We start from the raw sequence: 23,371 nt of genomic DNA on the forward strand, positions 1-23,371 counted from the left end.
GACCGGACGGGCCTGGACTGGACCGGACCTGCTACCTCGGGTCCTCGGCGAGGATCCTGGCCATGTTGCGCTCGGCGAGCGCGGTGATGGTCACGAAGGGGTTCACGCCGAGGGACCCGGGGATCAGGGAGCCGTCGACGACGTACAGCCCCTGGTAGCCCTTGGCGCGCCCGTAGGCGTCGGTGGCGTTGCCGAGCACGCAGCCGCCCAGCGGGTGGTAGGTGAAGTTGTCGGCGAAGGGCCTGTTGTCGCCGAAGAGGTCGTACCGGTAGATGGTGACGTTCTTCCGGTTGATGCGGTCGAAGAGGTTCTTCGCCGCGTTGACCGAGGGCGTGTTCTGGTCGCGCCGCCAGGCGAGCCGGGCCGAGTCGGTGGCCGCGTCGTACGTGAAGTGGCCGCGCTCGGGGTTCTTCGTGATCGCCAGGTACATCGAGATCCAGTGCTCCAGCCCCATGGGCAGCGGGGCGATCTCGGCGAAGACCGGATGCGAGGCGTTGTCCCAGTCGTCGATGCCGAGGGCGGGCATGGTGGCCTGGTGGGCGCCGACGGTGTCCCAGAGGTGGTTGGCGCGGGCGGTCATCACGTTGCCGTTGGGGCCCCAGCCGAGCCCGACCTGCCCGCTGAGGGCGGGCAGGGCCCCGGTCTCGCGGGCCCGCAGCAGGATCTCGGTGGTGCCGAGGCTGCCGGCGCCGAGGAAGAGCTGCCGGCAGCCGAGTTCGCGGGTGCGGGTGACCCGCCCGGCGAGGTCGATGGTCTGCACGGTGAGGACGTACCCGGCGGCCGGATCGGGCTGGACGCCGACGACCCGCTGCAGGGTCTCGATGGTGACGTTGCCGGTGCCGAGGGCGGCGGCGAGGTAGGTCTTGTCGAGGCTCTTCTTGCCGTGGTTGTTGCCGTAGATGACCTCGCCGGCCAGTGCGGACCTGGGGACCTGGCCGGCCGCTTCGCGCTGCATGTAGGCGAAGTCGTAGACGTTGGGCACGAAGACGGTCTTCAGGCCGGTCTTCACGGCGTGCTTGCGGGAGATCCGGGCGAACCGGTACCACTCGGTGGACTCGAACCAGCCCGGGTCGATGTCGTTGACGCCGAGCATGCTGCGGGCCCGGGGGAAGTAGGTCCCGTACATCTCGTCGGCGTCGACCCCGGGGAAGAGCTCGGTGAAGTACGACCGTCTGGGCGTGGGCGCCATACCGCCGTTGACGAGGGATCCGCCGCCGACGCCGCGGCCCACGTACACGGACATCTCCCCGTGGTGGACCCGGTCCAGCACGCCCGGGTAGGGGCTGATGTTCCGGTTGACCACGTCCAGCCAGAGGAACTGGGCGAGCGGGGCCTCGGTGCGGGTGCGGAACCACATGGAGCGGTGGTCGGGGGCCGAGGTGGAGGGGAAGACCTTGCCGTCGGACCCGGGGGTGTCCCAGAGCCGGCCCATTTCGAGTACGACGGTCCGTACGCCGGCCTGCCCGAGCCGCAGGGCGGCGACCGCGGAGCCGTAGCCGGAGCCGACGACGATGGCGGGGGCGTAGTGCGCGGCGGGCGGCTCTTCGGCGGCCGCGGCGGACGGGCCGATCCGGGTGAAGCCGAGGGCGGCGGCCGTCTGGAGTGCGCCGAGGCCCAGGATGTGACGGCGCGTCAGTTTGGGTGTCATGGCCGCATCATGGGCGGAATCCGGACTTCCGCCCATACGCGGCGCAGCCACCGTTCCGAGTGACAGTCAGCTCTGGCTCCACCGGCCCGCGGGCGCAGCGCTACAGCAGCTCGCGCAGCCGCTCCGCCAGCAGGTCCCAGCGCCACTTCTCCTCGACCCAGGCGCGGCCGCGCGCGCCCATCCGGGCCCGCAGCTCCGGGTCCTGGAGCAGGGCCACGATGCGGTCCGCCGAGTCCTCCGGGACCCCACCCCGGACCACCCAGCCGGTCTCGCCGTCCAGGACCGCGTCCGGGGCACCGCCGGAGTCGCCCGCGACCACCGGGAGACCCGTGGCCGAGGCCTCCAGGTAGACGATGCCGAGGCCCTCCACGTCCAGGCCGCCGCGCCGGGTCCGGCACGGCATCGCGAAGACGTCGCCGGCGCCGTAGTGCGCGGGGAGTTCGGACCAGGGCACGGCACCCGTGAAGACGACCGAGTCCGCAACACCGGTCGAGGCGGCCAGCTTCCTCAGCTCCGCCTCGTACGGCCCGCCGCCCACGATCAGCAGCACCGCCTCCGGGACGGCTGCCAGGATCCGCGGCATCGCCGCGATCAGCGTGTCCTGCCCCTTGCGCGGCACCAGCCGGCTGACGCACACCACGACCGGACGGTCGGACAGGCCCAGCCGGGCCCGGACCTCCGCACCGCCCGAGTCGGGGTGGAAGGTCTTCTCGTCGACGCCCGGCGGCAGTTGCACCATCCGCCCGGCGGCCGGAGCGGTCAGCGCGGACGCGATCCGGGAGCGCGTGTACTCGCCCAGATAGGTGATCGTGTCGGTGCCCTCGCCGATCCGCCGCAGCAGTTGCCGGGCCGCCGGCAGCTGCGCCCAGCCCGCCTCGTGCCCGTGCGTGGTCGCCACCAGCCGCCGGGCGCCCGCCCGGCGCAGCGCCGGGCCCATCAGGCCGAGCGGTGCCGCCGCCCCGAACCACACCGATTCGCAGCCGTGTTCCCGCAGCAGCCCCACCGCCCGCCGGGTCACCCGGGGCGTGGGCAGCAGCATCGTCGTACGGTCCCGCACGACCTGGAAGGGCTGTTCGGCGTCGAACGCGGCGGTGGCCGCGTGACCTTCCGCACTGTGCTTCCAGGTGGAGGCGTAGACGACGATCCGGTCCGGGTCCAGGCGCAGCGCCATATTGTGCAGGAATGCCTGGATTCCGCCCGGTCGCGGCGGGAAGTCATTGGTCACGATCAGCGTCTTGTGCATCGCCTGCCGACAGTACCGGACTGGTTTCGATTGCCGCGTCTCGTGGCCGTGGGGCCCCGGACCTGGGCATCATGGCGCGGTGCTCAAACTGTCTTCGGCCTGGTCGGCCACCAGGATCCTGCTGTTGCTCTGCACCTTCCGGGTGATCCCGCTGCCGGGGGCTGACGTGACGGTCGACGTCACGGTCATCTACCAGGGCTGGTTCGGGGTGCTCCGCACCGGAACGTTTCCGCTCGACGACGTGACCTGGCAGTACCCGCCGGGAGCGGCCCTGGCGGTCCTGGCGCCCGGCCTGCTCCCCTTCCTCTCCTACACGGCGGCGTTCATCCTGCTGTGTCTGGCCGCCGACGCGGTGGTCACCTGGCTGCTCGCCCGCAAGGGGCTGCGGGCCGCCTGGTACTGGGTCTGGGCGGTGCCGCTGGTCGGCCCGACCGCGTACGCCCGGTACGACATCTTCGTCGCGGCGGTGGCGGTGGCCGCCCTGCTGCTGCCGCGGGTGCGCGGGCCGCTGATCGCGCTGGGCGCGGTGCTGAAGGTGTGGCCGGCGCTGCTGCTGGCCGGGGTCCGCAACCGGATGGTGTGGCTGTCGGCGGCCGCGACGGGCGCGCTGCTGCTGTTGCTGTTCGCGGTGGCCATGCCGGGCTCGCTGGCGTTCCTGACGTTCCAGCGGGACCGCGGCACCGAGGTGGAGTCGCTCGGCGCACTGCCGCTGCACTTCGCCCGGGCGTTCGGCTGGTGGGAGGGGGAGGTGAAGCTGAACTACGGTTCGGTGGAGTTCCTCGGCCCCTGGGTGAACACCATCAGCACCCTCTCCCTGGGCCTGACCGCGGTGGTGTTCGGCTGGCTGCTGGTCTGGCGGCTGCGGGCGCGCATCCGGGTCGGTGACGAACGCGTGGTCTTCGACGCGGCGTTCGCCGCGGTGCTGCTGTTCACCATCACCAGCCGGGTGATCAGCCCGCAGTACCTGGTGTGGCTGGTGGCCCTGGCGGCCGTGTGCCTGACCCTGGCGGACTCGAAGATGGTGCGGGCCACCCGCATCCTGCTGGTGGCCACGGCCTTCACCCAGCTGGAGTTCCCGACGTTCTTCTCGCAGATCGTGGGCAGCGACTGGGTCGGCATCGTGCTGATCGTGATCCGCAACGGCCTGCTGGTCTGGGCGACGGTCTCCGCCTGCCGGGTGCTGTGGGCCGCCTCCCGGACCGCTCCGGAGGCGGAGCCGGAGCCGCTCGCGGACCCCCGCCCCGCTGCCGGCGTGGCCGTCGGCCGCTAGAAACCTAGGGCGTGCCGCCGCCGAGGTCGGTCCGCAGGGCGGAGCGCCAGGCGGCGGTCAGGGACGGCAGGTCCGTGCCCAGTACGTCGGCCAGGGCCGTGGGCAGCGGGTCCCGTGCCGCGGCCCGGTAGAGGCGCAGCAGGGCCTCCTCGCCCCAGCGGGCCGCGATCAGCCGGCAGGCCAGCCAGGCCTCCTCGTAGGCCCGGGACAGCGCCTCCTGGTCCCCGCCGAAGCCGAACGCCTCGTCGGCGGGCAGGGCGGCCGGCAGCCGGCCCGCGCGGACGGCCCGGCGCACCGCGGGCGCGATGTCGGCGGGGTCGCGGCCGCTGTCCCGGTACGCGACCCAGTCCGCGAATCCCTCCGACAGCCACAGCGGGGTCGAGGCGGACGTCTCCGAGCGGGTCGCCACATGGGTCACCTCGTGCGTGAGCACGACGTGGCGGCCCTCGCCGGCCAGTTCCCCGTACGCCTGCGGGTTGACCACCACCCGGTCCGCCGGGGCCGGTGAGACGCCGACCCGGCCGGTGGTCACCGCGGCCATCCCCCGGTAGACGGCGGGCGGGGAGCCGAGGAGTTCCGCCATCCGCTCGGTCGAGGCGGGGACCAGGACCACCACCCGGCCCGCCCAGGAGCCCGGCCAGGCCGCGGTCACGGCCGGGACGGCCCGGTCGGCCTCCGCGGCGATCCCGGTCAACTGCTCGCGCGGTCCGGAGCCCAGCACCAGCGCGTGCCGTCCGTGCACCGCCCGCACCGGGCCCTGGTCCCACAGCTCGGGCAGGGCTCCGGCGGCGGGCCGGTCCGCGGTGACGCGCCAGCGGCCGTCCGCCGCGGCCAGCGACAGGTCCCGGGCGCCCCCGGCGGGGGCGGCGTCGTACCCGGCCAGCCGGTAGCGGAGCTCCGCCCCCGCCGTGGCCCGGCTCCCGCCGTCCGTGACCCGGACCGAGGTGACCTCGTACGCCCAGGACTGGACCGGTACCCCGCCGGGCCGCCCGCCGCCGCCCGCCGCCCACTCGGCCACGGCCCGCCGGACCTGGCCGGCCGCGGTGTCCGTCCCGGCCCGGTCCGCGGGCGCGGCACAGCCGGCCGACAGGCCGAGCAGGAGCAGCAGGCAGAGGAGGGAGCGGCGCATCCGGCGATCGTACGGCCGGCCGGGCAGCCCCTGCGAAGGGTCAGACGCGGGTCACCGCGGAGACGGGCATCATGCCGACCGGGTCGTAGCGCACCGGCGCGCCCGGGTACGGGGCGTGGATGACCTGGCCGTTGCCGACGTACATGCCGACGTGGCTGGCGTCGGAGCGGTAGGTGACCAGGTCGCCGGGGCGGGCCTCGGACAGCGGCACCCGCCGCCCGGCGTACCGCTGGGCCTGCGAGGTGCGCGGCAGCGAGACCCCGGCCTGCCGGTACGACCACACCATCAGCCCGGAGCAGTCGAAGCCGGAGGGCCCGGTGGAGCCCCACACGTAGGGCCGGCCGACCGCGGCCCGGGCGGCCATCACGGCGGCTGCGGCGCGGCCGGAGGTGGGTCCGGCCGAGGACATGTCGGGCAGGGCTCCGGCCCGGTCTCCGGAGCGGGAGGAGCGCTCGTACGCGGCCCGTTCCTCCGAGGGCATCGCGTTGAGCAGCCGCCGGGCGGCCGCCAGCTTGGCGGTGACGGACCGCTTGTGCCGGGCCACGTCCGCCCGCAGCTCGTCGAGTTCGGCCAGCTTGTGGGAGGCCTCCTGGCGCTGCTGGTTCAGCCGGCGCTGCTCCTCGCGGAGTTCGGCCAGCTGGCGGGCCTGATGCCCGGTCAGCCGGTCCAGGGTGCCGGCCTTCTCCAGGTACTCGTCGGGGTCCTCGGTGAGCAGCAGCTCCATGGTGGGGTCGAGACCACCGGACCGGTACTGGGCGCCGGCGAAGGCGCCGAGCACCCCGCGCATGGTGTTGATGCGGTCCTGGCCGCGGGCGACGGCGTCCTGGGCCCGGCGCACCTCGGCGCGCAGCTTCGCGGACCGCTCCCCCGCCTCGTTGAAGCGCTCGGTGGCCTGCTCGGCCTCCTCGAAGAGCCGGTCGACGCGGGCGCGGGCCCCGGAGGCCGGGTCGGCGGGCGCGGCACTGGCGGCCCCGCCGGTCAGGGCGGTGGCGGTCGCTGCCGCGGCGGCCATTCCGCCGGTCAGGAGGGTGACTTTCGAGTTCCGGTCGAGACCTGAAGACGCCGGCCGACGATGGTTCGCCACGGGAAGCCGCACTCCCTTCCGCTGTGCGGCGCCCGTGTCCGCCCTCCGTGGACGGCCGTGGCCGGGTTCCGCGCTGGCAGACAGTAGCCGTGCCGGAACACCCCGGCCAACGACCCTCGGGGGCGCGCACGGCGACGCCCCGCCGACAGACGCAGGTCATCGGCGGGGCGTGGGGTCGCGCGGGGGGCGCGGAATTCGCCCGGACGGTCGACGTCCGGCGCGTCACCACGAGGCGTCAGGACGAGGTGTCAGGACGAGGTGTCAGAGCAAGACGTCGGAGCGGGGCGTCAAGCGAGGTGTCAGATGCGGACGCCGAACTGGGGCTGCATGTAGCTGATCTTCTCGTACTTGACTCCGCCGCGCGGGTTCGAGGCGTGCAGGGTCATGCCGTTGCCGGCGTACAGGCCGACGTGGTGCAGGTCGGCGTAGAAGAACACCAGGTCGCCGGGCTTGAGCTGGCTCAGGGGGATGCGGGTGCCCTCCTTCGCCTGGGTCCAGGTGGTGCGGCTGATGCTCACACCGGCTTGCTTGTACGCCCACTGGGTCAGGCCGGAGCAGTCGAAGGCGGTGGGGCCCTCGGCGCCCGATATGTACGCGCTGCCCAGCTTGGTCTTGGCGGCGGCCAGCGCGGCTCCGGCGCGGCCCGAGGCCTTCACGTTGCCCAGGTCCGCGCGGGCGCCGTCGTCCCGGCTGGCCCGGCTCTCCTCGTCCTTGAGCTGGGCGCGCTCCTGCGCGGTGAGGGTGTTGAGCAGCTTCTGCGCCTCGGCGAGCTTCGCCTGGATGGTCGCCTTCTTCTCGCCCAGTACCTTGCGGGTGGCGTCGAGGTCCTTCAGCTTGCCGGCGGCCTCCGCGCGCTGCTGTGCGAGGCTGCGCTGCTTGGCCTGGATCTTCTGGACGGCCTCGACCTGCTGGCCGCCCAACTGGTCGAGGGTGGCGGCCTGGTCGAGGTAGTCCTCGGGGTCGGCGGAGAGGAAGAGGGCGAGGGAGGGGTCGATGCCGCCGGTGCGGTACTGCGCGGAGGCCATCGAACCGAGCGCGTTCCGCAGCTCGTTGAGCTCGCCCTGGCCGCGGGCCACCTGGTCCTGGAGCTGGCCGATCGCCTTCTCGAGCTTGTCCTGCTGCTCCTTGGCCCCGTTGAACTTCTCGGTGGCCTGCTCCGCCTCCTCGTAGAGGGCGTCGACCTTCGCCTTGACCTCGTCCTTGCCGGGCTTGGCCGGGGCGGCCACGGCGGAGTGGGAGGAGAGCGCGACAGCAGCGGCGGCCGTGGCGGTGAGCACGGTGACACGGGCGCGGTTCGGCTGCTTGGGTCGACGGTGGGACGCCACGGGGACGTGCTCCTTCTTCCTCGAGCCGCCGGAGCGCGCACACTCGGCAGCACCTCCGCCCGCCACCCGGACGAGTGATCAACCGCACGAAGGTTTGGGCCAGACCCTAGTGACCCTGCTGTGATCAGTTCAAATCCTCACGGGAAAAAATCACTTGCCCGACCAGGTTCTTTACCTACATCGCACGCTGCGTGTCGGTGGATTGACCCTCGGTTCCCGGATCGAGGGTCCAATTCGGGCATTCAGCACAGGAGTTACAAGAGCCGCAGCTGCTACGAAACCCTCGAAAGCCGCTTCAGCAGCAGCACCGAGGCAACCGGCCGGGCCCCGGCCTTCGCCACCCCGTCCGCGACCTCGCGGTCCGCGGACACCACGACCACCGGCCGGCCGGGCGGCTCGGCCCGCACCAGCTGCCGGATCAACTCGTCGGCCGTCACGCCCGGCTTGGAGAACAGCACCCGGACCCCGCGCGGCGGCGCCAGCAGCACCGGCGCGGCCAGCTCGGCCCCGTCGAAGACACAGGTCATCTCGGCGCCGGTCTGCGCGGCCAGCATCGACAGCCCGCCCAGCAGCCGCAGCCGCTGCTTCTCCAGCGGCATCGTCGGATAGCCCGTCTTGGTCACGTTGTAGCCGTCCACCACCAGGTGCGCCTGAGGCAGTGCCAGCAGCTGGTCCAGCAGCGCCGGATCGGTCTCCGACAGGGCGCGCGCCGCGATGTCCTTCGGCGTCATCCGGCCGGGCTCCACCGCGTCGACCGAATCGGCCGGGCGGGTCGACAGCGGCGGCAGCGCCAGCTCACGGCGCAGCCCCTGGGCTGCGTCCAGCACGGTGTCCAGCAGCAGCCGCAGCCGCATGTCCTCGACACTGCGCCCCTCGCGGGTGGCCCGGCGGGAAGCCTCCAGGGCCGCCTCGCTCTCCCCCAGGCGCGACTTGAGCCGCCGGTTCTCGCTCTCCGCGGCGGCCACCTGCGCGGCCGCCTCGCTGCGGATGCCGTCGATCTCGGCGGTGGTCTTGCGCAGCGCGGCCTCGCCCCGCTTCACATCGCTGAGCGCGCTGCGCAGTTTCCGCTGAAGCGATTCGGCTTCCTTGCGGGCCGCCTCCAGCTCGGTCTTCAGCTGTTCGCCGCCGGTACGCTGCGCCTCCCGGGCCGCGGCCAGCTCCTCGCGCAGCCGCTCCAGCTCGCGCCGGCTCTCCTCGCCGACCCGCTCGGCGTCGGCGCGCTGCGCCTCCTCGCCCGCGGCGGCCACCAGCTTGACCCAGCCGGCGGGGCGCAGCACGTACGCGGCGGCCGCCACGTCCAGGGGGTCGGCGGCGGCGGGCGGCGCGCCCGACTCCAGGGCGGCGGCCAGTTCCGCCTGCGCCTCGCGGACCTTCTCGGCGACCCGGCCGCGGAAGACGGGGTCCGTCTCCACGGCGGCCGCCATGGCGTTGCCGGCGAACTTGGCACGGCGGGTGGGCGTGAAGCGGGCGTACTGGCGCAACTGCGCCGGCAGGTCCGCGACCGTCAGGCCGCCGAAGGCGTCCGAGACGAGCGCGACGACCTTGCGCCGCACGCCTTCCGGCAGCGGGCGGTCGAGGACCTCCGCGGCGTCGCCGGCCGCATCGGCCGGCTCAGCGCCGCCTGCTGGCTCCACAATCCGTCACCCCTACCGTTCGTTCTCTCGGGCGGCAGCTCCGTCAGGAGTCTGCGCCCGGCCTGTCCACGAGCTCGATCTGGTCCACCGCGTTGCACCAGCGGCAGCGGACCGACTCGATGGTCTCATTGACCACCTCGCGCTCCTCGACCTTGGGCTCTCCGGCGAGGTCCAGGTGGACGTACTCCACGACCTTGGACGAGCGGGTGACGTCGAACCGGGTGAGGTTGCCGCACAGGGTGCAGCGCCACCGGGTCGTGGCGGTCGGCAGGGGAACCGTCATCGTGCCGTCTCTCCTTGGTCGCTGATTCAAGTAAACCGCCTCCCGGGCGGCAGCACGTAACCCTACGGCCAGCCCGGCATCGGCGGGGCATGCGATCGGTATCCGTCCGGTTACGCCATGCTCTTAGCATGATCGTAAGCTGGCGGGCCCTGCGCGAGGCCGCCCGCGGCCCGGTGGTCACGTACGCGCTGATCGCCGGCTGCTGCGTGGTCTTCCTGCTCGGCCCGGCGTCCGGCCTGAACCCCGCCTACGGCACCGGCGAGACGCTGCTGGCGTCCGGGACGGCGTACTTCCGGCACTGGGGCGTGGTGCCGGAGGAGCTCTTCACCGGGACCGGCCGCGAGCTGCTGACACCGCTCACGGCACTGTTCATCCACGGCGGCTGGCTGCACCTGCTCGGGAACATGCTCTTCCTGTACGTCTTCGGCGCGATGACGGAGGAGCGGATGGGCCGCGCCGGGTTCCTGCTCTTCTACCTCTGTACGGGCTACCTGTCGCTGGTGGCGTACGCGGCGGCCAACGCGTCCTCGGCGCAGACCCTGGTGGGGGCGTCGGGCGCGATCTCGGCGGTGCTGGGAGCCTTCCTCTGTCTGTTCCCGCGCTCCCGGGTGACCAGCCTGTTCCCGTTCCTGTTCTTCCTGCCGCTGCGCTTCCCGGCCTGGATGGTGCTGCTGTTCTGGTTCGCCCTGCAGTGGCTGGCGGCGCACCGGGCGGGCAGCGGGCCGGGGGTCGCCTACCTGGCCCACCTGGTCGGATTCTCACTGGGGTTCGTCTACGCCTGGGTGCGGTACCGGCGAATGGATAGAGTGAGGCGACCAGCGACGGCCACCGAGGGAGACAGCCAGCCGTGATCACCGCGATCGTGCTCATCAAGACCAGCGTGGACCGCATTCCCGAGATCGCCGAGTCGATCGCCAGGCTGGAGAACGTCAGCGAGGTCTACTCGGTCACGGGCACCTACGACCTGATCGCCCTGGTGCGGGTGGCGCGGCACGACGACCTCGCGGACATCATCCCCGGCAGCATCAGCAAGATCCCGGGCGTCGAGGCGACCGACACCCACGTGGCGTTCCGTACGTACTCGCAGCACGACCTGGAGGCCGCGTTCGCGATCGGCCTCGACGCGTAACGCGGCCTCCGAGTCACGGGCCGGCCTGCGGGCCGGCCTCCCCGGCCGGGGCGGCCTTCGGCCAGGCCGGTCAGACGGCGGGGACGCAGCGGCCCTCTTCGGTGCGGTACTGCCACTTCGCGCCGTCGGTGACCAGTTCGCGGACCGCCCGGACGAAGCGGTCCACGTGCTCGTCCGGGGTGCCGGCGCCGAAGCTGACGCGGATCGCGTTCAGGGAGCGTTCGCCGGGGGCGGCCTCCGGGGCGCCGCATTCTCCCGGCTCCTGGGGGGCCGAGCCCAGCAGGGTGCGGACCAGGGGGTGGGCACAGAACAGGCCGTCGCGGACGCCGATGCCGTACTCCGCGGAGAGAGCCGCCGCGAAGTGGGAGCTGTTCCAGCCGTCCACGACGAAGGAGAGGACGCCGACCCGCGGGGCGTCGTCGCCGAACAGGGAGAGCACCCGGACCTCGGGGACCTCCGCCAGGCCCGCGCGGACCTTCGCGATCAGGTGCTGCTCGCGGGCGACCAGGCCGTCGAAGCCGGCCTCGGTGAGGGCCCGGCAGGCCGAGGCGATGGAGTAGACGCCGATCACGTTCGGGGAGCCGGCCTCGTGGCGGGCCGCGGTGGTGTGCCAGTCGACGTCCACGCCGCCGTCCTCGCGCCGGGCGACCCTGCGGGAGGCGCCGCCGCCGGCCAGGTACGGGTCGGCTTCCCGGAGCCAGTCCGCGCGGCCGGCGAGCACGCCCGAGCCGAACGGCGCGTACAGCTTGTGGCCGGAGAAGGCGAACCAGTCCACGTCCAGCTCCTGTACGGACACCGGGTGGTGCGGGGCCAGCTGGGCGGCGTCCAGCACGATCCGGGCGCCGTGCGCGTGCGCCGCCGCGGCCAGCTCCTTGACCGGCCACAGCTCGCCGGTGACGTTGGAGGCGCCGGTGACGCAGACCAGGGCCGGGCCGTAAGGGTCGCGGTCGGCGAGGGCCCGCTCCAGGGTGGCGACGGCCTGGGCCGGGGTGCGCGGCGCATTGAGGTACGTGACCTGCGCGTCGCGCCACGGGAGCAGCGAGGCGTGGTGCTCGGTCTCGAAGACGAAGACCTGGCAGCCGGCCGGCAGCGCCGCGGCCAGCAGGTTCAGCGAGTCGGTGGTCGACCGGGTGAAGACCACCTGGTCGGCCGCCCGGCAGTCGAGGAACTCGGCGACGGCGGCCCGGCTCTGCTCGAAGAGGTCGGTGGACAGCTGGGAGAGGTAGCCGGCCCCGCGGTGCACGCTGCCGTAGTAGGGGGCGTAAGCGGCGACGTCGTCCCAGACCCGCTGGAGGGCCGGCGCGCTGGCCGCGTAGTCGAGGGCCGCGTAGGTGACCTCGCCACCGGTGACGAGCGGGACGGTGACGTCCCGGCCGAGGACCGGCAGCGGCTCGGCACAGGCGGCCCCGTCGGGCGAAGTGGCGGCGGAAGCGCTGCGGGCGGTGGTGGCGGCTGCGGTGTTCAGGGTCGCGGACATGACGGTATCTCCCGGGCAGGCAGGGCTGAATGGCTTCGATGGCCCGTAGGCGGATACACGGGTGCCGTGTTCGCGGTACGGGTGATGCCTCGACGCAGCGGACCGCAACGGTTCCGTACGGAGGTGTGAAGAAGTGGGCGCTACGCGCCTATCGCATTCGCTTGCTCACGGAAAAACGCTCCTCGAGAGACCAGGACCCCTGGTGTCGAGGGGTCCGCGCTTGCCGTAGACCTCGCTGCCTACGGCCTGGTCATCACCCGGGGCACCCCGCCACGGACGGAGGGTTGCCGGACAGCAAGCCGGGGCCAAAACGCTGTCACTCGTGACCTGGTCAGAGATCCTGCCACAAGATCCGCCGAACGCAAGACCCCGGTCCATAATGTGGACCGGGGCCGGGAAGCAGAAGGCGATCGTTACGCGTTGCTCGCGGCGACCCACCGCTCCAGCGCGGCGCGGGCCGCGCCCGAGTCGATGGACTCGGCCGCGCGGGCGATGCCGGCCGCCAGCTGCTCCTCCAGGGAACCGGTGGACGGGTCGAGCGCGACCAGGGCCGTCGCCGAGTTCAGCAGCACCGCGTCGCGGACCGGGCCGGTCTCGCCGGCCAGCAGCCGGCGGGCGACGTCCGCGTTGTACGAGGCGTCGGCGCCCCGGAGTTCGGAGACGTCGACCAGCCGGATACCGACGTCCCGGGGGTCGAAGGCCTGCTCCTGCACCCGGCCGTCGCGGACCCACCAGACCCGGGAGGTGGCCGTCGTGGTGAGTTCGTCGAGGCCGTCGTCGCCGCGGAAGACCAGGGCCGAGGAGCCCCGCTCGGCGAGCACGCCCGCCACGATGGGGGCCATCCGGGCGTCGGCGACGCCGGTCGCCTGGGCGCGGACCTTCGCCGGGTTCGTCAGCGGGCCGAGGAAGTTGAAGGTGGTACGGATGCCCAGCTCGCGGCGGGCGGCCGCGACGTGCCGCAGCGCGGGGTGGAACTTGACCGCGAAGCAGAAGGTGATGCCGGCCTGCTCCGCCACCTCCGCCACCCGCGCCGGGGTGAGGTCGAGGTTGACGCCGAGCTTCTCCAGCACGTCCGAGGCGCCGCTCGCGGAGGACGCGGCCCGGTTGCCGTGCTTGACCACCTTGGCGCCCGTACCGGCGACCACGATCGAGGACATGGTGGAGATGTTGACGGTCTTCGCGCCGTCGCCGCCGGTGCCGACGATGTCCACGGTGCGGCCCGGGACCTCGATCAGGTTGGCGTGCTCGTACATGCTGCGGACCAGACCGTTGATCTCCGCGACCGTCTCGCCCTTGGCCCGCAGGGCGACCGCGAAGCCGGCGATCTGGGCGTCGCTCGCCTCGCCCCGCATGATCTTGTCCATCGCCCACGCGGTGTCGTCGGCGGACAGGTCCTGGCCGGTGAGGAGCGCCTCGAGGACGGACGGCCAGGACCTGCCCGCCACGCTGTCGCCGCCCGCCGGGGTCACAACGTTCATGGTCCTCGCTCCTGGGTCCACAGTCCGGTTGATGAGAGCTCAAGCCTAGCCAGCTGCGGAGGACGGCAAAGAGCCCCGTCCAGACCCTGGACGGGGCTCTCGCCGTGGCGATCAGTTTTCAGCCGGAATCAGGCTTCAGTGGTGGCCGTGGCCGCTCTGAATTTCCTTGTATTCCTCGACGGAGGGCTTCTCGATCTGCGTTCCCTCGCCGTAGAAGCCCTTGCTCAGCTTAGAGCGAAGCTTCTCCATTCGTGTCACCTTGCGCTCCACACCGTTCTCGTCGACCGTGGGGCCGATCTCGACGGGCTTGTACTGCTCGTGCTGGGTGAGCGTGTGCAGCTGACCCTGCGGGAGCGGCTCGTGGACCTCGACGAACTCACCGTGCGGCAGGCGCTTGATGATGCCGGTCTCGCGACCGTGCAGCACCTTGTCCCGGTCCCGGCGCTGAAGGCCGAGGCAGATCCGCTTGGTGATGACGAAGGCGACGACCGGGCCGAGGAAGAAGCCGATCCGGGCGAACCAGGTGATCGAGTTGATCGACAGGTGGAAGAACTGCGCGAACATGTCGTTTCCACCGGCGATCAGCAGGATGACGTACCAGGTCAGCCAGGCCACACCGAAGGCGGTACGGGTCGGAGCGTTGCGCGGGCGGTCCAGCAGGTGGTGCTCGCGCTTGTCACCGGTGACCCAGGCCTCGACGAACGGGTACACCGCGATCGCGACCAGGACCAGCGGGAAGATGATCAGCGGGATGAACACGCCCAGGACGAGGGTGTGGCCCCACAGGTTGATCTCCCAGCCCGGCATGGCACGGATCAGGCCTTCGGAGAAGCCCATGTACCAGTCCGGCTGCGCGCCCGTGGACACGTGGTCCGGGACGTACGGGCCGAGCGCCCAGATCGGGTTGATCGAGGCGATGCCGGCGATGGCCGCGATGACACCGAAGACCAGGAAGAAGAAGCCTCCGGCCTTGGCCATGTAGACCGGCAGCAGCGGCATGCCGACGACGTTGTTGTTCGTCTTGCCGGGGCCCGGGTACTGGGTGTGCTTGTGGTACACGACGAGGATCAGGTGGGCGACCACCAGACCCAGCATGATGCCCGGCAGCAGCAGGATGTGGATCGAGTAGAACCGGGCCACGAAGTCGTGGCCGGGGAACTCGCCGCCGAAGAGGAAGAACGACAGGTACGTGCCGACGATCGGCACGGACAGGATCGCGCCCTCCATGAAGCGGACACCGGTGCCCGAGAGCAGGTCGTCCGGCAGGGAGTAACCGGTGAAACCGGTGAACATGCCGAGGACCAGCAGCAGGAAGCCGAAGGTCCAGTTGACCTCGCGCGGCTTGCGGAACGCGCCGGTGAAGAACACGCGCATCATGTGCACGAGCATCGCGGCGACGAAGATCAGGGCCGCCCAGTGGTGGATCTGCCGGACGAGCAGACCACCGCGGACGTCGAAGCTGATGTCCAGGGTCGAGGCGAACGCCTCGGACATCCGGACGCCCTGCATCGGCACGTACGAGCCGTGGTACACGACCTCGTTCATGCTCGGGTGGAAGAACAGCGTCAGGTAGACACCCGTGAGGATGACGATGAGGAAGCTGTAGAGGGAGATCTCACCCAGCATGAAGGACCAGTGGTCCGGGAAGATCTTGCGCATGTTCGCCTTGGCGAGGCTGTAGATCCCCAGGCGGCCGTCCGCCCAGTCGGCTACGCGCTCGCCGCGCGGCGCTTTGCGCTCCGTCGTATCGGTGGCAGTGCTCATCCGCGCTCCCAGAATGCAGGACCGACGGGCTCTTCGAAGTCGCCGAGCGCCTCGAGGTAGCCCTCGTCATTCACACCGATCCGCAGCTGCGGAAGGGCGTGACCGGCCGGGCCGAAGATGACACGGGCGCCGTCGGAGAGGTCGAAAGTGGACTGGTGGCACGGGCAGAGCACGTGATGCGTCTGCTGCTCGTACAGGCTGATCGGGCAGCCGACGTGGGTGCAGATCTTCGAGTAGGCCACGATGCCGTCGTGGGACCACTCGAGTTCCTGCTTGTCCTTGATGTCCGCCGGGTTGATCCGGACGATCATCAGGGCCGCCTTGGCGATCTCCGCCATGTAGTCGTGCGAATCCTCCTCCAGGCCTTCCGGCTTGGCGAAGGTCAGCGAACCGACCGCGATGTCCTCGGGGCGGAGCGGCTCCATGGTGTTCTGGTTGATGAGCAGCTTGCCCTTCGCCCAGATGGTCTTGCGGAGCTTGTCCTCGGGCAGCGGGCCCAGGTCGCGCAGCAGCACCACACCGGAGAGCGGCACCATGGCCAGCGCGCCGAACATCGTGTTGCGGATCAGCTTGCGGCGGCCGATGTCGGACTCGCGGGCACCGTCGGCGAAGTCCTGGAGGACCTTGGCCTTGACCTCGGGCGGAGCCGCGATCGGGTGGCGCTCGTCGGCGACCTCGACGTCGGACATCAGCGTGCGGGCCCAGTGGACCGCGCCGGCGCCGATGCAGAACAGGGCCGCGCCCAGGGTCAGGCCGAGGGCGAAGTTGAGCGCGCTCACCTTGCCGATCGGCCAGATGAACACGATCTTGTCGACCGGGATCGCCACGTAGGAGGCGATGAAGGCGACCGTGGCCAGCATGGACACCGTGAACAGCAGGGCGACCGTGCGCTCGGAGCGCTTGGCGGCCCGCTCGTCGATGTCCTGGATGCGCGGCTTGTGGGCCGGCAGGCCGGGGTCCGCGAACGGGTCGTCCTTGACCGCTACACCGCCGTGGTGTGCGTCGCCCTGCTCGCTCGGCAGGTGCTTCTCTTCGGGAATGTCTTGGCTACTCATGACTTCTTGGCCTTAGCGGTGTGGGCCGCGACCCAGACGGCGACAGCGATCAGCGCACCCAGACCGAAGACCCAGCCGAACAGACCCTCGGAAACGGGGCCGAGGCCGCCGAGCTTGAGACCACCCGGGTTGGTCGAGTACTCGCCGTTCACGTGCTGGAGGTACGCGATGATGTCCTTCTTCTCCTTCTCCGGCATGGTGCTGTCGGGGAAGGAGGGCATGTTCTGCGGGCCGGTGAGCATGGCCTCGTAGATGTGCTTCGGCGAGACGTCCGCAAGGTTGGGCGCGTACTTGCCGTGCGTGAGGGCACCGCCCTCGCCGGTGAAGTTGTGGCACTGCGCGCAGTTGTTGCGGAACAGCTCGCCGCCCTTGCCGATGTCGGCACCCGCCGGGTCGTACTGCTTCTCGGTCGGCGTGATGGGGCCGGCGCCGAGGGAGGCGATGTACGCGGCCAGCTGGTCGATCTGGGCCTGGGTGTAGATGTTGGGCTTCTTCGGCACCTGGGCGCCGGGCTGCTGGGCGGGCATGCGGCCCGTGCTCACCTGGAAGTCGACGGCGGCAGAGCCGACGCCCACCAGGCTCGGGCCGTCAGAGGAACCCTGACCGCCGGTTCCGTGGCAGCTTGCGCAACCCACGGCGTAGAGCTTCTTGCCCTCCTCGATGGCGAGGGACTGGGCGGTTACATCGGCCTGCGCCTTGCCCGCGGGCGCGAAGGCGGCGTACAGCCCCCCAGTGGCCGCCAGCGCGAGGAGTAGAACGACGACCGCCGCCAGCGGATGGCGTCGTCGTGCGGAGAGCTTTTTCACGGATTACCCCGGTGTCAGGATCTTCTGCGTCGGTGTTTCTGGATGAGGTGCCGGGCCGTACCCGGCGACGGTTTCGCTACTTGATCAGGTAGATCGTGGCGAAGAGGCCGATCCAGACGACATCGACGAAGTGCCAGTAGTAGGACACGACGATGGCCGAGGTGGCCTGTTCGTGGGTGAACCTCTTGGCCGCGTACGTCCGGCCGAGGACCAGCAGGAAGGCGATGAGTCCGCCCGTCACGTGCAGTCCGTGGAAGCCGGTGGTCAGGTAGAACACCGAGCCGTACGGACCGGACGAGAGGCTCATGCCCTCGTGCTTGACCAGCTCGGTGTACTCGAACACCTGGCCGCCAATGAAGATCGCACCCATGACGAACGTGATGATGAACCACGTCCGGAGCTTCTTCACGTCACCGCGCTCGGCGGCGAATACGCCGAGCTGGCAGGTGAGGGAAGAGAGCACCAGGATCGTCGTGTTCGTCGCCGAGAACGGCAGATTCAGGCTCGCGGCCTGTTCTGTCCAGTACTCGGAGCCCGTCACCGATCGCAGGGTGAAGTACATCGCGAAGAGGGCCGCGAAGAACATCAGCTCGGAACTCAACCAGATGATGGTTCCGACGCTGACGAGGTTCGGCCGGTTGACCGTCGGGTGCGCGTGCCCGGTATCTACTGTCGTTGCTGTCGCCACGACCGACATTATGTCGGTCGCTTATCCCGCCCTCACCCCGGGGGGTGCCGTTCGGAGTGTCCGGGGGGTGTGCAAGGCCCGAACGGCCCATCAGATCGCCTTCCGGCTCGTGATCGCGGGGGTGTGCGAACCGATGTTGACGGGACATCGGACGGAGTAGCATCCGGCGCATCATCAACGTGATTCATGTGACACGTGGAGGAACAAATGCGGGCGACTGCGCGGGTTCTGGTCTACAGCGATGACGCGAACACCCGGGAGCAGGTGCGGCTTGCGGCCGGGCGCAGGCCCGCCGCGGACCTGCCGCCGGTGGAGTTCCTGGAGTGCGCCACGCTGCCTGCCGTCCTGAAGGAGCTGGATCTGGGCGGGATCGACGTGTGCGTGTTGGACGGCGAGGCCGTTCCGGCCGGGGGCATGGGTGTGTGCCGGCAGATCAAGGACGAGATCTTCCGGTGCCCGCCGGTGCTGCTGCTGATCGGGCGTCCGCAGGACGCCTGGCTGGCCACCTGGAGCCGTGCGGACGCCGCGGTGACCCTTCCGGTGGACCCGGTGGCGTTCGCGGACTCCCTGGCCGCCCTGCTGCGGGCACGGCTTTCCGTGAGCTCCTGACCGGGTCCGCCCGTACGGCGGTTGCAAGGGGTCGGGGGACACCCCCCTACACCTGGGGTCGCAGTCGCGCCGCGTCGACGGGGCTGCGGCCCTCCTGGGTGCCCTTGAGCAGGGCGCTGCCCTCGCGCCAGTCCTTCCAGTCCAGGTTCCAGTCCCCGTAGCCGTTGCCGAACGGGTCCATGTCCTCGCCGATGCTGTTGATGACGTGGACGATGTCCCCCTCGCGGATGTTCTCGTAGAACCAGGCGGCGTTGCCGGTGCTCATGCCCGTGCAGCCGTGGCTGACGTTGGCGTAGCCGTGGGAGTCGATGGACCACGGCGCGGCGTGGACGTATTCACCACTCCAGGTGACGCGGGTAGCCCAGTAGACGGGCAGGTTGTAGTACTCGCTGCCGCCGATGCCGACTGAATCGCCGCGCATCCGCACGAAGTACTGCTTGCCGAGGACCACCTTGATGCCGTTGCGGGTGGAGAAGCCGGGCTTGCCGGTGGTCACCGGGATGGAATTGATCACTTCTCCGTTGCGCTTGAAGGTCATCCAGTGCGAGGCCGCGTTGGTGATGACCTCGACCCGGTCGCCGATGTCGAGCTTGAGCGGCTTGGAGCCGCCGCCGTGCAGGCTGTCGCCGATCCGGATGCCCTCCAGATTGCTCCGTACGGAGACGGTGGAGTTGGCGGGCCAGTACTCCTTCGGCCTGAAGTGCAGGCGGCTGTCGTCCACCCAGTGCCAGGCTCCCTCGACCCGGTCGGGCTTGGTCTCGACGACCAGGGCCCGTTCGACCACGGCGCGGGCCGCCTTGTCCCGGACGGGCTCGCTGAGTTCGGCGATGATGGGCTGCCCGACCCCGTACGTGCCCTCCTCCGGGCCGAACCCGACCGTGAGGAGCTTCTTGGCCGGGGTGGTCTCGAAGGTCATCCTGCGCTGCCCGGGGGCCCCTCGCTCGTCCTCGGTGCTGACGGTGACGGTGTAGCGGACACCGGCGGCCAGCGGCACGGTGCTGTGCCAGCGGTCGCCCTTGGCGGAGAGTTCGCCCGCCAGCCGTCGGCCGTGCGTGTCAACGGCCGTCACATCGGTGATCCGGCTGCCGTCGGCGCCCTTGGCGGTCACCTCCAGCGGCCGGTCGGGGTCGACGGGACGGCTGCCCGTGGCCTGGTTGAAGGCGACCTGATCGGCCGCGTCGTACGGGTTGGCGGACAGCGGGTTGTCGCTGCCGCCCCCGCAGGCGGTGGCGCCGGCCCCGAGGGACGCGACCAGCAGGGAGCAGCTGACTACCGTCCAAAGACGCGGTGTGTGACTCATGGGGGCCACATTATGAACATATGCCTTATATCGCGCGCGGGATGACTGCAAACGGGGCCCGGACTCCTCCGAAGAGGTGTCCGGGCCCCGTTTCAGGTGCCGTGGCGGCGTCCTACTGGTTCTGGTTCTCGCCGCGGTAGTACTCGTACACCCAGCCCCACAGGCCGATCAGGATGACCGGAGCCGAGAAGTACAGCAGCCACCAGCCGAAGATGACGCCCATGAAGGCGAAGGCGCCGCCGACGGCCAGGGAGAGCGGCTGCCAGCTGTGCGGGGAGAAGAACCCCAGCTCGCCGGCCTCGTCCGCGACGTCGGCCTCCTTGTTGTCCTGGGCCATCTCGTCCACGCGCTTGGCCGTGAAGGCCAGGTAGTAGCCAATCATGACGCTCAGGCCGAAGGCCAGGAACAGCGCGGTGGTTCCGACCGGCTCCTTCGACCACACGCCGTACACGACGGCCATGATCAGGATGAAGGCGGAGAGCCAGAGGAACATCTTGCCCTGGATCTTCACTTGCCGGCCTCCTTGCCACCGGTGACCGCGGCGGCGGTGCTGTGGTCCTCGAGGTGCTCGAGGGCCGCGATGTCCGGGTGGTGCAGGTCGAACGCCGGGGATTCGGAACGGATCCGCGGCAGGGTGAGGAAGTTGTGCCGCGGCGGCGGGCAGGACGTCGCCCACTCGAGCGAACGGCCGTAGCCCCACGGGTCGTCGACCTCGACCTTCTTGCCGTACTTGGCGGTCTTCCACACGTTGTACATGAAGGGAAGCATCGACAGGCCGAGCAGGAAGGAGCTGATCGTGGAGATGGTGTTCAGCGCGGTGAAACCGTCGGCGGCGAGGTAGTCCGCGTAACGCCGCGGCATGCCCTCGGCACCCAGCCAATGCTGCACCAGGAACGTGCCGTGGAAGCCCACGAACAGCGTCCAGAAGGTGATCTTGCCGAGGCGCTCGTCCAGCATCTTGCCCGTGAACTTGGGCCACCAGAAGTGGAAGCCGGAGAACATCGCGAAGACCACGGTGCCGAAGATGACGTAGTGGAAGTGCGCGACGACGAAGTACGAGTCGGAGACGTGGAAGTCCATCGGGGGCGAGGCCAGGATGACGCCGGTCAGACCACCGAAGGTGAAGGTGATCAGGAAGCCGACGGCCCAGAGCATCGGGGTCTCGAAGGACAGCGAGCCCTTCCACATGGTGCCGATCCAGTTGAAGAACTTCACACCGGTCGGTACCGCGATCAGGAAGGTCATGAAGGAGAAGAACGGCAGCAGCACACCGCCGGTGACGTACATGTGGTGCGCCCACACGGTCACGGAGAGACCGGCGATCGCGATGGTCGCGCCGATCAGGCCGATGTAACCGAACATCGGCTTCCGGGAGAAGACCGGAATGACCTCGGAAATGATTCCGAAGAACGGCAGCGCGATGATGTACACCTCTGGGTGGCCGAAGAACCAGAAGAGGTGCTGCCAGAGCAGTGCGCCGCCATTGGCCGCGTCGAAGATGTGCGAACCGAACTTGCGGTCGGCCTCCAGCGCGAACAGCGCCGCGGCCAGCACCGGGAAGGCGAGCAGGACCAGAACACCGGTCAGCAGCACGTTCCAGGTGAAGATCGGCATGCGGAACATCGTCATGCCCGGAGCGCGCATGCAGATGATCGTGGTGATGAAGTTGACCGAGCCGAGGATCGTGCCGAAGCCGGAGAAGGCCAGACCCATGATCCACATGTCGGCGCCGATGCCCGGCGAGCGGACCGCGTCGGACAGCGGGGTGTAGGCGAACCAACCGAAGTCGGCGGCACCCTGCGGCGTCATGAAGCCGGCCACCGCGATGGTCGAGCCGAAGAGGTACAGCCAGTACGCGAACATGTTCAGCCGCGGGAACGCCACGTCGGGCGCGCCGATCTGCAGCGGCATGATCCAGTTCGCGAATCCGGCGAACAGCGGCGTCGCGAACATCAGCAGCATGATCGTGCCGTGCATCGTGAACGCCTGGTTGAACTGCTCGTTCGACATGATCTGCGTGCCCGGACGGGCAAGCTCGGCGCGCATGAACAGCGCCAGGACGCCGCCGATGATGAAGAACACGAACGAGGTGACCAGGTAGAGCGTACCGATGGTCTTGTGGTCGGTGGTGGTGAGCCACTTGACGACCACGTTCCCGGGCTGCTTGCGCCGTACCGGCAGCTCGTTCTCGTACGAGTCGGCTGCGGCGGCACCCTGAGGTTCGTTGAGGATGCTCACAGTTTGTTCGTCTCCGCGTTCCGGGCCGGGTCAGTCTGCTTGATGCCGGCCGGCAGGAAGCCGGTCTGCCCCTTCTCGGCCAGTTCCTTGAGGTGCGCCCGGTACTCCTCCGGCGAGACGACCTTGACGTTGAAGAGCATCCGGGAGTGGTCGACGCCGCAGAGCTCGGCGCACTTGCCCATGAAGATGCCCTCTTCGGTCGGGGTGACCTCGAAGACGTTGGTGTGGCCCGGGATGACGTCCTGCTTGAACAGGAAGGGGACCACCCAGAAGGAGTGGATGACGTCGTTCGACGACAGGATGAAGCGGACCTTCTCACCCTTGGGGAGGTAGAGGGTCGGGCCCGGCCAGCCCTTCTCGGGGTTCCGGTCGCCCGGAACGCCCTTCTGGTAGACGCCCTCGGCGCCCGCCGGGAACTGCTTCGTGTACCTGTCCGGGATGGAGGCGAGCTCCTTGGGAACCTCGCCGGCCTTGGGCGTCGCCGCATCCCCGTCGACGTTCTCGACGTAGTTGAAGCCCCAGCTCCACTGGTAGCCGACCACGTTGATGGTGTGGGCGGGCTTCTCGGAGAGCGCGAGCAGCTTCGACTCGTCACGTGCGGTGAAGTAGAACAGCACCGAGACGATGATCAGCGGGACCACGGTGTACAGAGCCTCGATCGGCATGTTGTACCGGGTCTGCGGGGGGATCGCCACCTTGGTGCGGCTGCGCCGGTGGAAGATCACACTCCAGATGATCAGGCCCCAGACCAGGATGCCCGTGACCAGTGCGGCCGCCCACGACCCCTGCCACAGCGAGAGGATGCGCGGCGCCTCCTCGGTGACCGGGTCCGGCATTCCGAGGTTGGGAAAGTCTTTATATGTGTACGAGCAACCGGTGGCGGTTGCCAGGACCGCACCCGCCGTCAGCGCCTGCAGCAGCTTCCGCCGCATCGGGCGCCGCGGCGAGCGGTCGGAGCCGTAGGGACTCACGTAGCGCCTTCCCGAGAGTCTCGGCCCGCGCGGCCGGCCGCGGCCGTCTGTCGGGTCGGTCGCCGGCCCTGACGCAGGCAGGGGTTTGGATGTTTATGCGGACCAAACCCTACTGGACGCTATTTGGGGTCGCGCGGGGAGGGTGCCCAACGCGCCGCTACTGCCCCCGAAGGGGTGGCTCGGCCGTACGGGGGACGGCTCAAGTACCCCTGAACGGCGGCCTCCGGAAGTCATCTGACG

21 protein-coding genes and 1 riboswitch are annotated in these 23,371 nt (G+C 70.2%); of the genes, 4 read left to right on the forward strand and 17 right to left on the reverse strand.

The features are described from left to right. Positions 1-31 precede the first annotated feature (31 nt). Both AB0447_RS22360 and AB0447_RS22365 read right to left on the reverse strand, forming a co-directional pair. A complete protein-coding gene (locus AB0447_RS22360; RefSeq protein WP_366478465.1) occupies positions 32-1,648 on the reverse strand; it encodes a GMC oxidoreductase in 1,617 nt (538 codons plus the stop codon). 100 nt (positions 1,649-1,748) lie between these two features. Beyond that, on the reverse strand, positions 1,749-2,891 hold the full coding sequence (locus AB0447_RS22365) for a glycosyltransferase family 4 protein (RefSeq protein WP_366478466.1): 1,143 nt from the start codon (positions 2,889-2,891) through the stop codon (positions 1,749-1,751). A 79-nt stretch (positions 2,892-2,970) separates the two neighbouring features. On the opposite strand from AB0447_RS22365, the gene AB0447_RS22370 reads away from it, so the two are divergent. After that, positions 2,971-4,161, forward strand: a complete 1,191-nt coding sequence (locus AB0447_RS22370; RefSeq protein ID WP_366478467.1) for a glycosyltransferase 87 family protein — start codon at positions 2,971-2,973, stop codon at positions 4,159-4,161. Positions 4,162-4,165: 4 nt separating this feature from the next. Here the strand turns inward: AB0447_RS22370 and AB0447_RS22375 are convergent, their stop codons facing one another. The 5 genes from AB0447_RS22375 to AB0447_RS22395 form a co-directional block, all read right to left on the reverse strand. After that, positions 4,166-5,290 carry a hypothetical protein gene (locus tag AB0447_RS22375; protein WP_366478468.1) on the reverse strand — a complete coding sequence of 375 codons (1,125 nt, stop codon included), beginning with the start codon at positions 5,288-5,290 and terminating at the stop codon, positions 4,166-4,168. A gap of 40 nt (positions 5,291-5,330) precedes the next feature. Continuing rightward, entirely contained in the window at positions 5,331-6,374 is a 1,044-nt protein-coding gene (locus AB0447_RS22380) for an NlpC/P60 family protein (RefSeq protein ID WP_366478469.1), read from the reverse strand. A 299-nt stretch (positions 6,375-6,673) separates the two neighbouring features. Next, positions 6,674-7,699 carry an NlpC/P60 family protein gene (locus tag AB0447_RS22385; protein ID WP_366478470.1) on the reverse strand — a complete coding sequence of 342 codons (1,026 nt, stop codon included), beginning with the start codon at positions 7,697-7,699 and terminating at the stop codon, positions 6,674-6,676. Positions 7,700-7,971: 272 nt separating this feature from the next. Then, the gene (locus AB0447_RS22390; RefSeq protein WP_366478512.1) at positions 7,972-9,336 is read right to left on the reverse strand and encodes an NYN domain-containing protein; all 1,365 of its coding nucleotides are present in this window, start codon (positions 9,334-9,336) and stop codon (positions 7,972-7,974) included. Positions 9,337-9,376: 40 nt separating this feature from the next. Then, positions 9,377-9,616, reverse strand: a complete 240-nt coding sequence (locus tag AB0447_RS22395; RefSeq protein WP_366478471.1) for a hypothetical protein — start codon at positions 9,614-9,616, stop codon at positions 9,377-9,379. 128 nt (positions 9,617-9,744) lie between these two features. On the opposite strand from AB0447_RS22395, the gene AB0447_RS22400 reads away from it, so the two are divergent. After that, on the forward strand, positions 9,745-10,467 hold the full coding sequence (locus AB0447_RS22400) for a rhomboid family intramembrane serine protease (protein ID WP_366478472.1): 723 nt from the start codon (positions 9,745-9,747) through the stop codon (positions 10,465-10,467). Further along, positions 10,464-10,745, forward strand: a complete 282-nt coding sequence (locus tag AB0447_RS22405) for an Lrp/AsnC ligand binding domain-containing protein (protein WP_366478473.1) — start codon at positions 10,464-10,466, stop codon at positions 10,743-10,745. Before AB0447_RS22400 ends, AB0447_RS22405 begins: the two co-directional genes overlap by 4 nt. A gap of 70 nt (positions 10,746-10,815) precedes the next feature. Here the strand turns inward: AB0447_RS22405 and AB0447_RS22410 are convergent, their stop codons facing one another. From AB0447_RS22410 to AB0447_RS22435, 6 genes are all read right to left on the reverse strand, one after another. Beyond that, the gene (locus tag AB0447_RS22410) at positions 10,816-12,222 is read right to left on the reverse strand and encodes an aminotransferase class V-fold PLP-dependent enzyme (protein ID WP_366478474.1); all 1,407 of its coding nucleotides are present in this window, start codon (positions 12,220-12,222) and stop codon (positions 10,816-10,818) included. Positions 12,223-12,433: 211 nt separating this feature from the next. Beyond that, positions 12,434-12,550, reverse strand: a riboswitch (SAM riboswitch). Positions 12,551-12,635: 85 nt separating this feature from the next. After that, complete coding sequence (gene trpD / locus AB0447_RS22415; protein WP_366478475.1) at positions 12,636-13,700, reverse strand: anthranilate phosphoribosyltransferase; 1,065 nt, start codon at positions 13,698-13,700, stop codon at positions 12,636-12,638. A gap of 135 nt (positions 13,701-13,835) precedes the next feature. Continuing rightward, positions 13,836-15,464, reverse strand: coding sequence for a cytochrome bc complex cytochrome b subunit (locus AB0447_RS22420; protein ID WP_366478476.1), 1,629 nt, complete (start codon positions 15,462-15,464; stop codon positions 13,836-13,838). Further along, positions 15,461-16,519: a Rieske 2Fe-2S domain-containing protein gene (locus AB0447_RS22425; protein ID WP_366478477.1), complete on the reverse strand. Its 1,059-nt coding sequence runs from the start codon at positions 16,517-16,519 to the stop codon at positions 15,461-15,463. Before AB0447_RS22425 ends, AB0447_RS22420 begins: the two co-directional genes overlap by 4 nt. Continuing rightward, a complete protein-coding gene (locus AB0447_RS22430; protein WP_366478478.1) occupies positions 16,516-17,325 on the reverse strand; it encodes a c-type cytochrome in 810 nt (269 codons plus the stop codon). Before AB0447_RS22430 ends, AB0447_RS22425 begins: the two co-directional genes overlap by 4 nt. A 76-nt stretch (positions 17,326-17,401) precedes the next feature. Next, complete coding sequence (locus tag AB0447_RS22435) at positions 17,402-18,022, reverse strand: heme-copper oxidase subunit III (RefSeq protein ID WP_366478479.1); 621 nt, start codon at positions 18,020-18,022, stop codon at positions 17,402-17,404. Positions 18,023-18,220: 198 nt separating this feature from the next. Between AB0447_RS22435 and AB0447_RS22440 the strand changes: the two genes are divergently transcribed. Continuing rightward, positions 18,221-18,622 (forward strand): hypothetical protein, encoded by a 402-nt coding sequence (locus tag AB0447_RS22440; RefSeq protein WP_366478480.1) that lies wholly within the window; start codon positions 18,221-18,223, stop codon positions 18,620-18,622. 46 nt (positions 18,623-18,668) lie between these two features. Here the strand turns inward: AB0447_RS22440 and AB0447_RS22445 are convergent, their stop codons facing one another. From AB0447_RS22445 to coxB, 4 genes are all read right to left on the reverse strand, one after another. After that, positions 18,669-19,922, reverse strand: a complete 1,254-nt coding sequence (locus tag AB0447_RS22445) for an Ig-like domain-containing protein (protein WP_366478481.1) — start codon at positions 19,920-19,922, stop codon at positions 18,669-18,671. A gap of 112 nt (positions 19,923-20,034) precedes the next feature. After that, a complete protein-coding gene (locus AB0447_RS22450; protein ID WP_366478482.1) occupies positions 20,035-20,433 on the reverse strand; it encodes a cytochrome c oxidase subunit 4 in 399 nt (132 codons plus the stop codon). Further along, on the reverse strand, positions 20,430-22,160 hold the full coding sequence (gene ctaD, locus AB0447_RS22455) for a cytochrome c oxidase subunit I (protein WP_366478483.1): 1,731 nt from the start codon (positions 22,158-22,160) through the stop codon (positions 20,430-20,432). The genes AB0447_RS22450 and ctaD overlap by 4 nt, the downstream gene beginning before the upstream one ends. Continuing rightward, positions 22,157-23,131, reverse strand: coding sequence for a cytochrome c oxidase subunit II (coxB, locus tag AB0447_RS22460; protein WP_366478484.1), 975 nt, complete (start codon positions 23,129-23,131; stop codon positions 22,157-22,159). Before coxB ends, ctaD begins: the two co-directional genes overlap by 4 nt. Positions 23,132-23,371: the final 240 nt, after the last annotated feature.

It is taken from the genome of Streptomyces sp. NPDC051211, assembly GCF_040689505.1.
Taxonomy (GTDB): Bacteria; Actinomycetota; Actinomycetes; order Streptomycetales; family Streptomycetaceae; genus Streptomyces.

Bases quoted from the DNA above. Each gene is read 5' to 3' on its own strand.
- AB0447_RS22360 (WP_366478465.1), bottom strand. From the start codon at position 1,648: ATGACACCCAAACTGACGCGCCGTCACATCCTGGGCCTCGGCGCACTC.
- AB0447_RS22365 (WP_366478466.1), bottom strand. From the start codon at position 2,891: ATGCACAAGACGCTGATCGTGACCAATGACTTCCCGCCGCGACCGGGC.
- AB0447_RS22375 (WP_366478468.1), bottom strand. From the start codon at position 5,290: ATGCGCCGCTCCCTCCTCTGCCTGCTGCTCCTGCTCGGCCTGTCGGCC.
- AB0447_RS22395 (WP_366478471.1), bottom strand. From the start codon at position 9,616: ATGACGGTTCCCCTGCCGACCGCCACGACCCGGTGGCGCTGCACCCTG.
- AB0447_RS22400 (WP_366478472.1), top strand. From the start codon at position 9,745: ATGATCGTAAGCTGGCGGGCCCTGCGCGAGGCCGCCCGCGGCCCGGTG.
- AB0447_RS22410 (WP_366478474.1), bottom strand. From the start codon at position 12,222: ATGTCCGCGACCCTGAACACCGCAGCCGCCACCACCGCCCGCAGCGCT.
- trpD (WP_366478475.1), bottom strand. From the start codon at position 13,700: ATGAACGTTGTGACCCCGGCGGGCGGCGACAGCGTGGCGGGCAGGTCC.
- AB0447_RS22420 (WP_366478476.1), bottom strand. From the start codon at position 15,464: ATGAGCACTGCCACCGATACGACGGAGCGCAAAGCGCCGCGCGGCGAG.
- AB0447_RS22425 (WP_366478477.1), bottom strand. From the start codon at position 16,519: ATGAGTAGCCAAGACATTCCCGAAGAGAAGCACCTGCCGAGCGAGCAG.
- AB0447_RS22435 (WP_366478479.1), bottom strand. From the start codon at position 18,022: ATGTCGGTCGTGGCGACAGCAACGACAGTAGATACCGGGCACGCGCAC.
- AB0447_RS22440 (WP_366478480.1), top strand. From the start codon at position 18,221: ATGCGGGCGACTGCGCGGGTTCTGGTCTACAGCGATGACGCGAACACC.
- AB0447_RS22445 (WP_366478481.1), bottom strand. From the start codon at position 19,922: ATGAGTCACACACCGCGTCTTTGGACGGTAGTCAGCTGCTCCCTGCTG.